This window comes from Desulfosudis oleivorans Hxd3 (assembly GCF_000018405.1).
Lineage (GTDB): Bacteria > Desulfobacterota > Desulfobacteria > Desulfobacterales > Desulfosudaceae > Desulfosudis > Desulfosudis oleivorans.
The window spans coordinates 3912642-3928040 of sequence record NC_009943.1; the positions used below are offsets into that span (position 1 = coordinate 3912642).

The following is a 15399-nucleotide window of genomic DNA, read 5'->3' on the forward strand; positions in this document are numbered from 1 at the left end:
CTGAAAGCCAGCGCCGTACAGGACACGCCGCTGCTGTTGTCTGGTTTCAACCGGTGGCCTGCTTCTCCTCCTGACTGCTAAAATACACCTTCTTCCGTCTCAAAACAAGCGCTTACCCTTTTCAGACCCCTGAGAACAGCACCGGCAGGCACGCTGGGCGTGCCTGCCGGTGGAATAGAGGTTGACCTCGCCCCGGTCAGGCTAAAAGACCAGTGGCTCTTCCCCGGAGCCGAGGCATGAAGGGAGACCAAGGTAATTTTTAAAGATACACAGCACGTCATACATGTCGGAATCACCGTCCTGATCCACATCCGACGGCACTTCGATGCACGGCCCGCAACTGGTGTCGCACAGCCCCAGGCCCTTTTCAAAGGCGCACAGAGCATCGGCCGGGGTCACCACACCGTCGTCGTTGCAGTCACCGGTGGCCTGGCTCAAACAAGCGCCGGTGGCGTCCCAGGTGGCGATATCGTCCACCAGGGCCTGAATCTGCAGGCCGGTGACTTCAGCGGAAAAGGAGTTGAACACCAGGTAGCCAAGGATGCCTTCCGAATTTGACTGAATCGGGGTATCCATTGTATAGGCACCGACCCGGACCAGACCCAGGCCCACCTCGCTGACGTCCCAGCTCGCCTGGCCATCCACCTGCCAGCCGGCCAGCAGGGTGGTCGGATACTGGTTGTCCGCCGGATCGACCTCAAAGCCCATGAACTCCAGAACATTGGGGTCATAGAGCACCTCAAACCCCAGGGCATACACATCGTTGGGAGATGCCTGAACCCGCACCGGCACATACAGCGGCGCAATGTCCGTGGTGACACAGGCGGGCCGGCCCATGATGTCGATATACCCGTCATTCTCCTCAACGCAGACACCGGGCACATAGATGAACGGATTCACAGCGCCATCCAGCTCATACCAGCCCACCGCAGCTCCGGATGTGTTGATATCGCAGAAACCGGACAGGTCGGCACCCGGAAAACCCAACCCCTGGACCAGCACCATGTCATGGTTCGGCGGGCTGCTCTGGCCGGCCAACAGGCTGGCAACGTTCAGCGACACGCGCTGGTCGGGATCGGACACTGCCGAAAAAAAGTCGGTCAGGGTAAACATTTCATCCGTCCGCCCGTTGTCCGGGTCAACATTCGTATAGAAAAACAACACCCTGTCCGAGTCGAGCATAGTGTAAACCATCGTCCCATACACCTCCACTGTATCAGGGTACTGATCAGCGGCCATGGCCTGGTCGGAAACATGCGAAACCAATAAAAAATCGTCATCGGCCGCATGTATATTTCTTATAAACCCCTTTATTTCCAGGTATTTTAACTTAAAAAGGTTTTCGTAAAGTTCCTGGCTGTTCTCACTTCCCGCCGGAATGAGAACGTTGCTGTCTGTCAGCATGGAATTATTGTCAAGGTCAAGAAGGTAGCTTCCTTCGGCCAGGGGATATTTCAGGTCAAAGGCATACCCCGTGATGTTCCCGGCATTGTTGATCGAGAGGGGAACGGTAAGAAGGCTTCCACCGCAGGTAAAGGTTGAGCTCTCGTCTGCGGACAAAAGCCCATCGCCTTCCACAGCGGCCTTGTTGAAAGTGACCCCCTGAACTGAACTCATAAAATCGCCGGATCCAAAGTGTCCTGACATAACGCCGATAATGTCTCCCGCGTTGTTGATTCCCGTGGCAAAAAAAGCCGACACGCTGTCGCTCGAAATAGAAGGATTCAGCCCGATTTCACCGGACTCATTGACACCGAGAATAATCGTGGGCAGGGTCCAGGGAGCCTCGGCCACAAACGGAACCATGCCGAGGTATCCATACGAATCCTTATACATACATCCACCCACCATCGTGTTGTCGTCATTAATATCAAAAGGGATAAAAACCCAGTCAACCAACGTTAACACCGTGTCGGGCCCCAACTGCAAAGAGACGCCCGCCTCCGAAGGTTCCAGGTCGACAACGGCCCCGTTGATCATCATTTGATTGGGATTAAAAACGGTTGTGGAACTCACGGGCGAGTTGACATCGGTGCAGACCAGGCCTTTAATGGAAAGCATCCCCGGTTTGATAACAGCAAGGCTCGACAAAAACTCCAGCACCGACTGGTTGGCCCAGCCAATGGCATAACCGTTTTCATTGACTCTCGTCAGCACCGCCGGCTCCACCTGGCCGTCCGCGTTTACATACTCCATATCAATATAGTCGGCAAAAGCGGCCGGGGTGATGATCAGCATGCCCAGAACCAATACTCCGAGCACCGATTGAACCATCTTGTGAAGTTTGTTTGTTTTCATTGTTTTCCTCCTTGCACTTCCTTGTTTTTTCTTTCAGACAGGCCGTTTTGCCGGGCCTGTAACCGTCTTTTGTCTCTATAGGTAGCAAGGGGTGTGCCAAACTGTAAAAATAAAAATTTAAACAATAAAAACAAGATTCTATAAAAAAATGGCCGAACTGGCACTGGCAGATTATTCTGCGGCACAGGACACTGTTCCGCGAAACAGAACAAGTCCTGCAAGACAAACAGGGGGGATAGGCTGACAGGCAGAAAAAAGCCTCTCGCAAAGAGGAGAAAAACAAAACAGCGGGGGGGGGATGTGGGGGACCATTCTTCATGTTCTTTGTTTCTTCGTGGTCTTCGTGTTAAAACACCCTGTCGACTCAATTGGCCGGCCGCTTTTTAAAACGAAGAGCACGAAGGGACGAAGACCCCAAAAAAATTTACCGGGGAGTGCATTTGATAAGGGAGAGGTGGGCCGGCTGAACCGCGTCATCGGTTAACACGGACCATGTCTGCATATGGTCTCGAACCATGATGATCTTAAACGACGGGGCTGCTTCTTTTTTTTTGATAAATGTCAGGGTAACCAGTCGACCGCTGGATCCCTGCGCAATAGCGTTCTCTCCCGTTTCCATGCCGCCGACCCGGATGCGGCCGGGCTTAAGCTCATTAACGCCAAAAAAGCCAAACCCTTTTTCCAGCAGTTCTCCCTTGGATGCCTCGTTAAAGGTTAAAATATCCGTTGGATAAACAATATCAAGGCCAAAGGCCCGGACCGTGTTGGGCGCGTCTGTCACATAAAGACACCAGGTCACGGTCTGGCCCGGTGACTGGGCGGCGGCCTCTCCTTCCTGGGCCGCGGAATGGTTTGCGAACAACATTCCACACACCGCAAAAACCATTGTCAGCCATGTAAGGGATCTTTTTTTCATGATTATTCTCCTGCCCAAAACGTCCTTTTTTGTTTTGGCGGTTTGTTTTTAATTTTTCGGGGTTCCTTTTATGCCCTGCTTGACTACCCGGTAAATCGAAAAATCCGGGAGGAAAGGGTGTGCCGGTTCGGGCCGGTTCCGGTTGAACGGATTTCCGGCCTTGTTGGCGAATCCGATGCCGGCAGGCCCGAGCTGCCCGGAAATATTTTTATTTTTGCCCGTTGTGATCGCATCTCCCTTAAAATCATCAGCAGCACCATCAGAATAGCCGCCAGCAGAACGATCTCCACCACCCGTGCAGCGACTTCAAACAGCCGGTCGCCGCCAAATGCGGACAGGGGCTGTTGATCACCCGATTGCCGTCCCGCTGTCCCGGCTGCCGCCTTCGAACGGATACCGGTTAAACGGTCCTGGAGCAGACTTTTTTCAGGGCCTTCGGCGGGAACCGGCCCGATGCGGCCGGCCGGATTGACGCTCTGGCGGCCGGCCGGCAGAGCCTTCCCGGAACCGATGGTCTGTGCCGAAGACGAACCCCGGGCTGATTGCCGCTCCACGGGGGCCTGCATGGTTCCGGCCGCGCTGTTTTGCCGCAAAACCGGCTCTCCCTGGTCATCGGCAACCGGCTTCTCCGTTGATGCCGTATTCACCGGTTCACCATTATCGTCAACAGCGCCTGTTTCCGGCGCATTACCATATCCAGGAGCCCCGCCGGACCGCGACAGTGCCGAGGCAACGGCGCCCGCGCTATCCACAACGGGAATACCGTCCACCTCCTGCCCCGGGTTTTCCAGTTCAGGCGCCTGGGACGTTTTATCCGCCGGATCAACGGACAGGGCCGCAAAATGGCCGTTCCGGGTGGTCCATCCCTGCACGTCATTGGTAAGAGCGGTAAGGGTCAGTGGACTCTCCCCCTCCTGGATCACATTAAAGGTCAGGTGGACCAGATCACCGCTGTCTCCCTTTCGCACTCCCGGTTCCTGGGGTTCTACACCGCCGATGCGGATCACGCCCGGGCTGTGATTAAACACCCTGAAAAGAGAATAGCCGTCACGGGCCAGTTCTCCGGGTGCAAACCCGGAAAATCGAAGCACATTGACATCATAGGCAATATCGAGCATGAACGCGTTGAGGGTGCGGGGGGCCTGGTTTACGGAAAGCGTAAAGGTCGCCTGCTCCCCTTTTTCCGCCTGGCCGCTGCTTAAGCCCAGTTGCGCCCCGGCCGAAGGTCGGGGAGAGGCCAGCAGCAGCAACAGCAGGCCCGTAAAAATCAGGGGGCTCAAAAAACCGGTCCACCATCCTGTAATTCCGGTCGCCGATGCGCCGGCCGGTCCTTCGAATCTATCTGAAACCGCTACACGGTTGACTGCCATGACAAACTCCTTTCAGGTTTTTATGATCCCAATTTCCCGGGACCCCCACGCTTCGAACAGTAAAACAAAAACTGTTCTTGCTGTTCGGTATTAGAGCAAAGGGTGTGCCAGGGGAGCAGCCCGTGCGGCTTTATCTTTTTTATATAGAAATTAAAGGATGTTATGTGACTTGGGGGGCAATTGAAAAAAGACGGCGCGTTCTGCCGGACAGGACTTTGTTCTGTCCGGCAGAACAGTTCCTGTGCCGGACAACATTTCCGGACCTGCGCTTGTTGCTGTGGTCTTCGTGTTAAAACACCCTGTCGATGCAATTGGCCGGCCGCTTTTTAACACGAAAGGCACAAAGGGTTTTATTTCGGGGGGCTCGGTTCCTTGATGGCTTTGTAAAAAGTTCAAGATCAAGGCGTCGCAAACCCCGAGGAGTGAGGCGTACTTGTCGTACGCCGCAGTGACGAGGGGTGCAGCGCAACGCAGATATTGGACTTTTTACGAAGCCATCATTGAATGCCGTATTTTTTCAGCAGGGTATACAGCCGGGACCGGGAAAGGCCGGAAACGCGGCACGCCTCGGAAACCTTGCCGCCGGTGATCCGCATCAGGTCCGCAAGATAACTTTTTTCCGTCTGGGCCACCACATCATCCCGCACCTTTTTCAGGGGGGGCAGCGACATGTTGCTGTTGCGGTCGCGCCCTTCTGTACCGGGTTCCGCGCTGTCCACCTTTTTTCTGGCCTGGTGCACGCGGATCTCTTCGGGCAGGTGCCGACTGTAAAGCATGGGGGCAAACCGGGCCACGCTCAGGGCGCTTTCAATGGCGCTGATCAACTCCCGCACATTGCCGGGCCAGGCATAGGCGGCCAGGGTTTCAAAAAAATCCGGGGAAACACTCTTTACCTCGATGTTTTCCCGCTCGCAGAAGTCATGAATACAGGCAACGGCCAGCTCCTTGAAGTCACCCCCCCGCTGGCGCAGGGGCGGCAGCTTGATGGTAAAGGTGCGGATACGGTAAAGCAGGTCACTGCGAAAGCTTCCCTGGGCCGCCATTTTATCCAGGTCCCGGTTGGTGGCGGCAATCAGCCGGAAATCGCAATCGATCTCTTTTTCCAGGCCCACCGGACGGACCCGCTTTTCCTGGAGCACCCGCAAAAAACTTTTCTGAAGCTCCAGCGACAGCTCCCCCACTTCGTCCAGAAGAAGCGTGCCGCCGTCGGCCTCCCGGATCAGCCCTTTCCGGTCCCGGTCGGCATCGGTAAAGGCCCCCTTCACGTGACCGAAAAGAATGCTCTCGGCCAGGGTTTCGGAAAGGGCCGCGCAGTCCACCGCCACAAACGGGCTTTGTCCCCGTCGGCTGTTCTGGTGAATGGCCCGGGCGAACAGCTCCTTGCCGGTGCCGGTTTCGCCGGTCACCAGCACATTGACATCCGAGGCCGAGGCCAGGGCCGCCTGCCCCAGGCATTCGGTGATGGCCGGGCTGGAGCCGAGAATCCGGTCCCGCTTCATCACCAGGGGAAGACGGGCCCGGCTCTTCTGATCGCGAAACTCCAGTGCCCGCCGAATGTGAAGGGTGAGCTGGTCCATCACCGGCGGTTTTTCCACATAGGCCCAGGCCCCGCTGCGGGTGGCCATTTCCGCGCCATCCGCGTCTCCCTGGCCGGTAATGATGATCACCTCCGGCTCCCCGGGCCCCTTGAGAATGGCGGGCACGGCCGCCAGGCCGTTGCCGTCGGGCAGTCGCACATCCAGCAGCACCAGGTCAAACAGGCCGCTTTTGATCTTGTCCATGCCTTCGCCCAGGGTCAGGACGGCGTCCGCACGGTGACCCATCCGTGATATGGCACGGGCAAAGAGCCGGCAGACGCTTTCATCATCATCGATTACCAGAATATCGGCCATCTCCCCCCCCTGTCTGTTACCCCTGTTCTTCATCCAGCAGTTCCCGGACCTTGGCGGCCAGGGTCGTGGGCGTAAACGGCTTGTGGATGAACTCAAACCCCTCGTTTTTCACCCCTTCGAAAAGAGCGGTGTCCGTATAACCGGACATGCAGAGCACCTTGAGATCCGGCTGGGCGCCGCGCAGGGAAACAGCCAGCTCCAGGCCGTTCATGCCCGGCATGATCATGTCGGTGAGCAGCAGTTTCACGGGCTGGTGAGCGGCCCGAAAAAGGCGCTGTGCCTCCCGGCCGTCGCCGGCCTCCATCACGGTGTAGCCATACCGCATCAGCATGCGCGCCACAATCTTTCTGACCCTTTCCTCGTCCTCGGTCAGCAGGATGGCCTCGGTACCGTGAAGGCGCGTGCCCCTGTCCGCGGGCTTTCCGGTGTTGTCGGAAGGCCGCTCGTGCACCGGAAGAAAAATCTTCACGGTGGTGCCTTTGCCGGGCTCGCTGTAGATCAGGGTGTTGCCATTGTTCTGCTTGATAATGCCGTAAACCGTTGACAGGCCCAGGCCGGTGCCCTTGCCCTTCTCCTTTGTGGTAAAAAACGGTTCAAAGACCTGGTCCTGAACTTCCCGGGGAATTCCCATGCCCGTATCGGTCATGCTCAACAGCACATAGGCCCCTGGAATGAGCTCCACCGGGCTGACCGGGTCATCCCCGCTCAGATCCACCCTGGCGGTCTGAATCGTCAGCTTTCCCCCGTCGGGCATGGCATCCCGGGCGTTGACCACCAGGTTCATGATCACCTGGTCCAGCTGGCCGGGATCCATCTCCACCCGGGCCGCGTCCGAAGCCAGGGCCAGCTCCAGCTCAATATTTTCGCCGATCAGGCGACGAATCATCTTTTCCGTATCCTGAAGCTTGGTGTTCAGGCTCAGCTCCTCCGGGTGGCAACTCTGCCTGCGGCTGAAGGCCAGCAGCTGCCGGGTCAGGTTGGCGGCCCTGTCCGCGGCATCCTTGATCTCCCGGACCACGTCATGGAGGTCATCTTCCGGCTTTAAGTCCATCAGGGCAAAATCAGCGTTGCCGATGATGGTGGTCAGCAGGTTGTTAAAGTCGTGGGCGATGCCGCTGGCCAGGCGGCCGATGCTCTCCATTTTCTGGGCATGCAGGAACTGGGCTTCCAGGGACTCCTGCCGGGTGATGTCCTGGCAGACCACCAGCTGCTCCCCGGTTTGCAACACCACAAAAAAGAGCAGCACGGTTTTTTCCGTGCCGTCTCTGCACGTCACCACATGCTTGCGGGTGGGCGAACTGCCGCCGGGGCTCACGGTTTCCAGGTCCGCCTTCCATGTCTCGAGAATCTGCTGCCGGTGCTCCACGCTGGGATAGACCAGTTGAAACCAGTCGCTGCCGGTGGCGATCTCTTTTTGCGTATACCCGAAAAGCGCGACAAACGTTGCGTTGACATAAGAGATCGCGTCGTCTTTTTCACGCACAAAGATACCCAGCGGAGAGCCTTCCATCAGGCCCCTGAACTTTTCTTTTTCCCGGTCCAGTTCCGCTGCCGACTCCCGAAGGTCAGTAACATCATCACCCACAAAGACGATGTTTTGCAGGTTGGCCCGGTTGTCCCGAATGGAGTCAAAATTTCCTTTCAGATAATGCACCCGGCCCTCTTTATCCAGTGCCCGGTACTCCAGGCCGTACACCCGGTCCATGCTGCCGGACAGGCCGTCGGCCAGTATCTTTGCCATCCATTCGCCATCCTCGGGATAGACAATGCCGAAACCCGAGGTGCCCAAAAGTGCTTTCGGTGAATAGCCCAGCAGCCGTTCATGGGAGGGACTGACATACTCGTAGTTTCCATTTTTATCAAGAATGGCGACCAGGGAGCTGGTGTGTTCCATGAACATTCTCAGCTTTTCGTCCTCTTTCCGGTAGAACGACATGCCTGTCTCCTCCTTAGGCGCACGGTTGTAAATGGCCAGGGCCGGTGTTCTCAGAATGTGATATGATACTTCACAAGCGCTTTTGGGTCAAGACGCAAACCCCTGCCGTTTTAACGAAACGGTGTTGGCGATGTGCCGTTACTGTGCTAGTATATTTAAATATTTTAACCGCCCCCTTACATAGACGCCACTCAGACAGGGAGGTCCAATGACCACCGACACACCCGCCCCTGTTACCACCCGCCCTGAAAGTCCCTTTGGAAAGCGAGGCCTTTTGTCCGGCCTGGCCGGTGTTCTGGCCCTGCTGCTGGTAGCCGGAGCCATGCTCATCTGGCAGACGGTGCGCCATGCAGACGGCAGCATGCGCGCCGACCTGCTGGAGCAGGCGCGACTGGTGGCCGGCGCACTGGACCTGGAAAAGGTTCTGGCCCTTTCCGGCACTGCCGCCGATCTTGAGGCCCCCGCCTACCGGGATATCAAAAAGCAGCTGGGTGCCCTCCATCGCACCCATGGCCGGGCCCGATTTATCTATCTGCTGGGACAGCGGCCGGATGGGGGCCTGTTTTTTCTGGCAGACAGCGAGCCTGCCGAATCACAAAATCTTTCCCCTCCGGGACAGCCCTATGAAGAGGCGTCCGCCGGTCTGCTGCGCGTCTTTGCCACGGGAACCGGAACCGTGGAAGGCCCTGAGGCAGACCGCTGGGGCACCTGGGTCTCCGCCCTGGTGCCGCTGTTCGAGCCGCAAACCGGCCGGGTGGCGGCCGTGCTGGGAATGGATGTGGACGCCCGCCGCTGGCAAGGGGCCGTGCTGGCCGCGGCGGCATGGCCGTCGGTGCTGACAGCGGCCTTGATTGCGTCCCTGGCCTTAAGTTTCGCCCTGGCTGTCGCCCGTCGCCGGACCCTGAATTTCCAGACCGAAATTGCCCGGGCCCGGAAGCAGGCCGAACAGGCCGCAGCGGAAACCGAAAGAGAGCGCCGGCTGCTGCAAACGCTGCTTCACGCCATACCGGCCCCGGTGTTTTTCAAGGACAGAAACGGCCTTTACCTGGGATGCAATCCGGCCTTTGAAGCCATAACCGGCAAAACCGAAGCAGAAATCCTCGGCAAACGGCCCCATGAAATCTGGCCTGAAAATTACAGTTCGACCTATCGGGACAAAGATCTCGAACTTCTGAAGACCGGCGGAAAGCAGCAGTACGAATACCAGTACGCGGGTCCGGACGGCACGGCCCGGGATGTGGTGTTCTATAAGTCCGCGTTCCAGGATTCGGCCGGCCGGGTGGACGGCCTTGTGGGTGTGATGCTCGACATCTCCGAGCGAAAGCAGGCCGAAGAAGCCCTGCGCGAAAGCGAAAAAAAATACCGCGTGCTGATTGACGGGTTGCCGGACATCGTGATGCGCTTTGACCGTGACGGGCGGCACCTGTTTGTGTCCGATAACATCAGTGATCTCATCGACCTGCCGGCGGCCCGGTTCATCGGCAGGACACACCGCGAACTGGATTTCCCGGAACCGGCGTGCCGTTTCTGGGAAAAGGCCATCCAAGGCGTATTTGACAGCAAAACGCCTTTTGAGACCGAGTTCCGCTTTCAGGGAAAACAGGGAGAGGTGGTTTTCAACTGGCGCCTGATCCCGGAACAAGACGCCCACGGGGAGATTCGGTCCGTGCTCTCCTTCTGCCGGAACGTGACCGCACATCGCAAGATCGAACAGGACTATCATACCCTGTTTCGCGAGATGCTCGACGGCTTTGCCCTGCACGAAATCATCCGCGACGCCGCGGGCCGGGCGATTGACTATCGGTTTCTGGCCGTCAATCCGGCTTTTGAGCGCATGACCGGACTTGCGGCCAGGGAGATTGTGGGCAAGACCGTGCTCGAGGTTTTGCCGGACACCGAGCCGTACTGGATCGAAAGATATGCCGGCGTGGCCGAAACGGGGGACCCTGTCTTTTTCGAGGAGCACGCCAGAGCGTTGGAAAAATACTTTGCGGTGACGGCTTTTCGTCCCGCGCCCAACCAGTTCGCTTCCATCTTTCAGGACATCACCGAACGCAAACAGGCCGAGGAGGCGCTACGGAAAAACGAGGAACGGTACCGATCCGTCCTGGACAATATTGAAACCGGTTACTATGAAGTGGATCTGGCCGGAAACCTTACCTTCTTCAACCCGTCTCTGTGCAAAATTCTGGGTTATCCAAGTGACGAGGCCATGGGCATGAATTACAAAAAATATATGGCCCCGGAAACCGCTAAAAAAGTGTTTCAAATATTCAATCACGTATTTAGAACCGGAGAAACGGATAAATCCTTTGAGTGGACCCTTATAAAGAAAAACGGGGAAAAATGCCATGTGGCCACCTCTATTTCCTTAATGAGAGACACCGACGGCAACCCGATCGGTTTTCGGGGAATTGAGCGCGATATCACCGAACACAAACAGGCCGAGGCCGAGAAGGAAAAACTTTCGGCCCAGTTGATCCAGGCGCGGAAAATGGAGGCCGTGGGCCGCCTGGCCGGGGGCGTGGCCCATGATTTTAACAACATGCTCAATGTTATCGTGGGCCACGCGGAACTGGCCCTGGACGAGACAAGGCCGGATGACCCGGTTTGTGAAACCCTCAATGAAATTCTGGGCGCGGCCCGCCGCTCCGCCGAGATCACCCGCCAGCTTCTGGCCTTTGCCCGCAAGCAGACGATCCACCCCCGGGTGCTGGACCTGAACGCCACCATGGGGGACAGACTCAAGGTGCTGCAACGGCTTCTCGGCGAGGATGTCGACATGGCCTGGACCCCCGGACCGGACCTGTGGCCGGTTCGAATGGACCCCTCCCAGATTGACCAGGTGATGGCCAACCTCCTGGACAACGCCCGGGACGCCATCGACGGAGTGGGCCGCGTTGAGATTGAAACAGACAATGTCCGGCTCGGCCCGTGGGACTGCGTGGACTGCCCCGGCCTGGTGCCCGGTGAATACGTGCGGCTCTCTGTTCGCGACACCGGCCGGGGCATGGACAGAAAAACCCTGGACAACCTGTTTGAGCCTTTTTTTACCACCAAGGGCGTGGGCGAAGGCACCGGCCTGGGTCTGGCCACGGTTTACGGCATCATCAAGCAAAACAACGGATTCATCTACGCGGCCAGCCGGCCCGGACAGGGCACCGCCTTTACCGTCTATCTTCCCCGCCACGCGGGCGCGCCGGAACCGGCCCCATCCGCCAAAGGGCAAAAAGCCCCGGCCGCCAGCGGCGGAACCGTGCTGGTGGTGGAAGACGAGGCCTCGGTGCTGAAGCTTGTTCAAAGAGTACTGGAGCGGCTGGGCTATAACGTGCTGACGGCCCTCGGTCCGGCCCGGGCCATAACAATGGCGGACGAACATCAGGGCACCATTGACCTTCTGATCACCGATGTGATCATGCCGGAGATGAGCGGCCGGGACCTGGCGAAAACGATGAAAAAGCGGTTTCCGGATCTTCGGGTGCTCTACATGTCCGGCTACACGGCCGATATCATCGGCCGGCGGGGAGAGCTGGAAGCCGATGTGAACTTTATTCAGAAGCCTTTTTCCAACCAGGACATGGCGGAAAAGGTGAGAGACGCGCTGAAGGAATAACGCGAAGGAGCTGTTATGCGCAAACCACCAAATCCTGCTGCTTTTCGCTGGATGGCGGTCTGTCTGGCCCCGGCCCTGCTGGCGATCATTGCCGGCGGCGGCTGGTTTTACGATTTTCAGCACAAACAGCAGCTTTCGCGGGTGGAGGCAAACCTGACCGCCATAGCCAGGCTCAAGGCCGACCAGATCACCCGGTGGCGGGCCGAACGGACAGGCGATGCAGCCATGCTCATGGACAGAAGGTCCTTGGTCAGGGACATCGCCGACTATTTCACGGCACCCGCGGAAGCGATCGTGGGCGAGATCAAAAGGCGGTTTACGGACCTGCAGGCAAGCTACCACTATGCCAATATTCTGCTGGTTGACCCTGACGGCAGGGTGCAGGTGAGCCTCAACGGCCACGATGTCATTGATCATAACGGATTTGTCGGGGCGCTTGCGACCGCGCTGTTCGACCGCAGGCCGGTTTTTACCGAACTGCACACAGAAAAGGATGGTTCCTCCCCCCATATCAGTGTGGTGGCGCCGCTTTATGCCAACGACCAGCCTCTTGGCGCCATCATACTGATCAGCAACGCCCGCGCCTTTCTGTTCCCCCTGATTCAGTCCTGGCCGGTGCCCAGCCGCAGCGCGGAAACCCTGCTGGTGCGGCGCGACGGCGACCACGTCCTGTTTTTAAACGACCTGCGCCACCAGCCGAACTCGGGCTTAAAGCTTCGCATCCCCTTGAGCCGGGCCGATCTGCCCGCGGTGATGGCCGTGACCGGGTACACAGGGGTCACAAGGGCAAAGGATTACCGGAATGCCGATGTTGTGGCGGTCACCCTGCCGGTGCCGGGTTCCCCCTGGTTTATCGTTTCAAAAATGGATGAAGCGGAAGCGTTTGCCGAATGGCATTTCCGGTCCGCCCTGATCCTGGCCCTGATTCTGGTGGGTAGCGGTATCATCACGGTCCTGGGGGCTGCCTTCTGGCTGCGGGAAAGAAAAAAACAGTACCAGTTGCTTTTTCAGTCCGAGACGGACCGGCGTATGGAGGCGGAACGCTACCGCACCACCCTGCGGTCCATCGGCGACGCCGTCATTGTCACCGATGCCGCCGGCCGGGTGACCCTGTTAAACCCCGTGGCCGAATCCCTTACCGGATGGAAAGAGCCGGAGGCCAAAGGGCAACGGGTTGAAGATGTTTTTCGTATCGCCAACGAAGAGACCGGCGCAATCGTGGAAAGCCCGGTGGCCAGGGTGCTGCGGGAGGGCCGGGTGGTGGGGCTGGCCAACCATACGATTCTCATCGCCAGAGACGGGGCCAGGCGCCCCATTGCCGACAGCGGCGCCCCCGTCCGCGACGATGCCGGTGACATCATCAGTGTGGTGCTGGTGTTCCGGGACCAGACGGAAGAACAGGCCGCCCAGAAGGCGTTGCGGGACTCGGAACAGAAATACCGCCGCCTGTATGAGAGCATGACGGACGCGTTTGTCGCCGTCGATCTTGCTGGCCGGGTACAGGAATACAACCCGGCCTTCCAGTCCATGGTGGGATATACCGACAGAGAACTGCACGAACTGACATACCAGGACCTGACGCCAGAAAAATGGCACTCCCTTGAAACCGCTGTCGTTGAAGACCAGATATTGAAACGGGGTTACTCGGATGTGTATGAAAAAGAGTACCGCCGGGTGGACGGCACTGTCTTTCCGGTTGAGTTGCGGACGTTTCTGATCCGGGATGAGGCCGCTTCACCCATCGGCATGTGGGCCATCGTGCGTGACATCACCGGACGCAAACAGGCCGAAGCCGCGCTTCTGGAAAAAACAGGCCTGCTGCAGAGCATCACGGACAACATCTTTGACATGGTCTCCATTGCCGATGTTCAGGGACAGTTGCGGTTTATAAACGCCGCCCATCGTCAGACGCTGGGATATGAGCCGGATGCTTTGATCGGCACGGACGTCATGTCCCTTGTTCACCCCGACGACCGGGACCTCGTTGCGACCGCCATGACCGATGGCTTTTTAAGCCAGTCGCGACACCGCATGGTTGAATACCGCTGTAAACGTGCGGACGGTGGGTATGTCTGGGTGGAAACCGTTGGCGATGTTTTGAGAGATCTGGATGGAAACCCCAAAGATCTGCTGTTCAGCTCCAGGGACATTTCCGTGCGCAAACAGGCCGAGGCCGAAAAAGAAAGGCTTTCCGCCCAGCTTATGCAGGCACAGAAGATGGAGTCCGTGGGCCGGCTGGCCGGAGGCGTGGCCCATGACTTTAACAACATGCTCAACGTGATCCTGGGCCATGCCGAACTGGCCCTGGACCAGGTCGGCCCTGATGATCCCCTGCGAGAAGACTTGACGGAAATTTTTGACGCGGCCCGCCGCTCCGCGGAGATCACAAAACAACTGCTGGCCTTTGCCCGCAGGCAGATCATCGTGCCCAGAACCGTCTACCTGAATGATACGGTGGAAAAAATGCTGAAAATGCTGCGGCGGCTGATCGGCGAGGATATCGATCTGGCCTGGAAGCCGGGGTCGGGTTTATGGCCGGTATACGCGGATGCCGCTCAGATCGATCAGATTCTGGCCAACCTTTGCCTCAACGCACGGGATGCCATTGACGGGACGGGCAGAATCACCATTGAAACGCAAAACACGGCATTGGATGAGGCCTACTGTGCCGGCCATGCTGAATTTGTTTCCGGCGAGTATGTGGTTCTGTCCGTGAGTGACGACGGCCGGGGCATGGACAAAGTAACGATGGACAATCTGTTTGAGCCCTTTTTCACCACCAAAAACGTCAACGAGGGCACCGGCCTGGGCCTGGCAACGGTCTACGGCATCGTCCGGCAGAACAACGGCTTTATCAACGTGTACAGCGAGCCCGGCCATGGCGCCACCTTCAGAATCTACCTGCCCCGCCATGCGGGCACGCCGGACGAAACCGAAGCGCGGGACACAACGGTGCTGCCGGCCGGCAACGGCGAAACCGTTCTGGTGGTGGAGGATGAGGCCGCGGTATTAAAGCTTACCCAGAAGACACTTACCGGCCTGGGATATACCGTGCTGAAGGCCTTAAGCCCGCAAGCGGCCCTGAAACTGGTGGACAGCCATTCGAACCCCATCGACCTGCTGATCACCGATGTGGTCATGCCGGGCATGAACGGCCGGGCTCTGTCGGAGAAGCTGAAGGCGCGTTATCCCACTCTTCGGGTGCTTTTTATGTCCGGCTACACCGCCAATGTCATCGCCCATCGCGGCATTCTGGACGAGGGGGTCCATTTTATCCAGAAACCGTTCAACAGAGTAGACCTGGCACGGAAGGTGAGAGAAGCGCTTTTGGAATGATGAATGCGGAATGATGAATGATGAAAACCTCGAAAACT

Annotated in this window: 7 protein-coding genes; 2 read left to right on the forward strand and 5 right to left on the reverse strand. The window is 57.9% G+C overall.

All coding sequences use genetic code 11. The features are described 5' to 3' along the window. Positions 1-201: 201 nt before the first annotated feature. The 5 genes from DOLE_RS16770 to DOLE_RS17725 form a co-directional block, all read right to left on the reverse strand. Positions 202-2298 carry a cohesin domain-containing protein gene (locus tag DOLE_RS16770; RefSeq protein ID WP_012176671.1) on the reverse strand — a complete coding sequence of 699 codons (2097 nt, stop codon included), beginning with the start codon at positions 2296-2298 and terminating at the stop codon, positions 202-204. 424 nt (positions 2299-2722) lie between these two features. After that, on the reverse strand, positions 2723-3214 hold the full coding sequence (locus DOLE_RS16775; protein WP_012176672.1) for a cohesin domain-containing protein: 492 nt from the start codon (positions 3212-3214) through the stop codon (positions 2723-2725). Positions 3215-3297: 83 nt separating this feature from the next. After that, positions 3298-4584 carry a cohesin domain-containing protein gene (locus tag DOLE_RS16780; RefSeq protein ID WP_012176673.1) on the reverse strand — a complete coding sequence of 429 codons (1287 nt, stop codon included), beginning with the start codon at positions 4582-4584 and terminating at the stop codon, positions 3298-3300. A 497-nt stretch (positions 4585-5081) separates the two neighbouring features. After that, entirely contained in the window at positions 5082-6476 is a 1395-nt protein-coding gene (locus DOLE_RS16785; RefSeq protein WP_041280669.1) for a sigma-54-dependent transcriptional regulator, read from the reverse strand. A 16-nt stretch (positions 6477-6492) separates the two neighbouring features. Further along, positions 6493-8412: a hybrid sensor histidine kinase/response regulator gene (locus tag DOLE_RS17725; RefSeq protein ID WP_012176675.1), complete on the reverse strand. Its 1920-nt coding sequence runs from the start codon at positions 8410-8412 to the stop codon at positions 6493-6495. Positions 8413-8620: 208 nt separating this feature from the next. Between DOLE_RS17725 and DOLE_RS17730 the strand changes: the two genes are divergently transcribed. Continuing rightward, entirely contained in the window at positions 8621-12025 is a 3405-nt protein-coding gene (locus tag DOLE_RS17730; protein WP_012176676.1) for a hybrid sensor histidine kinase/response regulator, read from the forward strand. A gap of 15 nt (positions 12026-12040) precedes the next feature. After that, entirely contained in the window at positions 12041-15361 is a 3321-nt protein-coding gene (locus DOLE_RS17735; RefSeq protein WP_012176677.1) for a PAS domain S-box protein, read from the forward strand. Positions 15362-15399 lie beyond the last annotated feature (38 nt).

What these genes read in the sequence shown, in the direction of transcription:
- DOLE_RS16785 (WP_041280669.1), bottom strand. Translation starts at nt 6,476, where the DNA reads ATGGCCGATATTCTGGTAATCGATGATGATGAAAGCGTCTGCCGGCTC.
- DOLE_RS16780 (WP_012176673.1), bottom strand. Translation starts at nt 4,584, where the DNA reads ATGGCAGTCAACCGTGTAGCGGTTTCAGATAGATTCGAAGGACCGGCC.
- DOLE_RS17735 (WP_012176677.1), top strand. Translation starts at nt 12,041, where the DNA reads ATGCGCAAACCACCAAATCCTGCTGCTTTTCGCTGGATGGCGGTCTGT.
- DOLE_RS17730 (WP_012176676.1), top strand. Translation starts at nt 8,621, where the DNA reads ATGACCACCGACACACCCGCCCCTGTTACCACCCGCCCTGAAAGTCCC.
- DOLE_RS16775 (WP_012176672.1), bottom strand. Translation starts at nt 3,214, where the DNA reads ATGAAAAAAAGATCCCTTACATGGCTGACAATGGTTTTTGCGGTGTGT.
- DOLE_RS16770 (WP_012176671.1), bottom strand. Translation starts at nt 2,298, where the DNA reads ATGAAAACAAACAAACTTCACAAGATGGTTCAATCGGTGCTCGGAGTA.
- DOLE_RS17725 (WP_012176675.1), bottom strand. Translation starts at nt 8,412, where the DNA reads ATGTCGTTCTACCGGAAAGAGGACGAAAAGCTGAGAATGTTCATGGAA.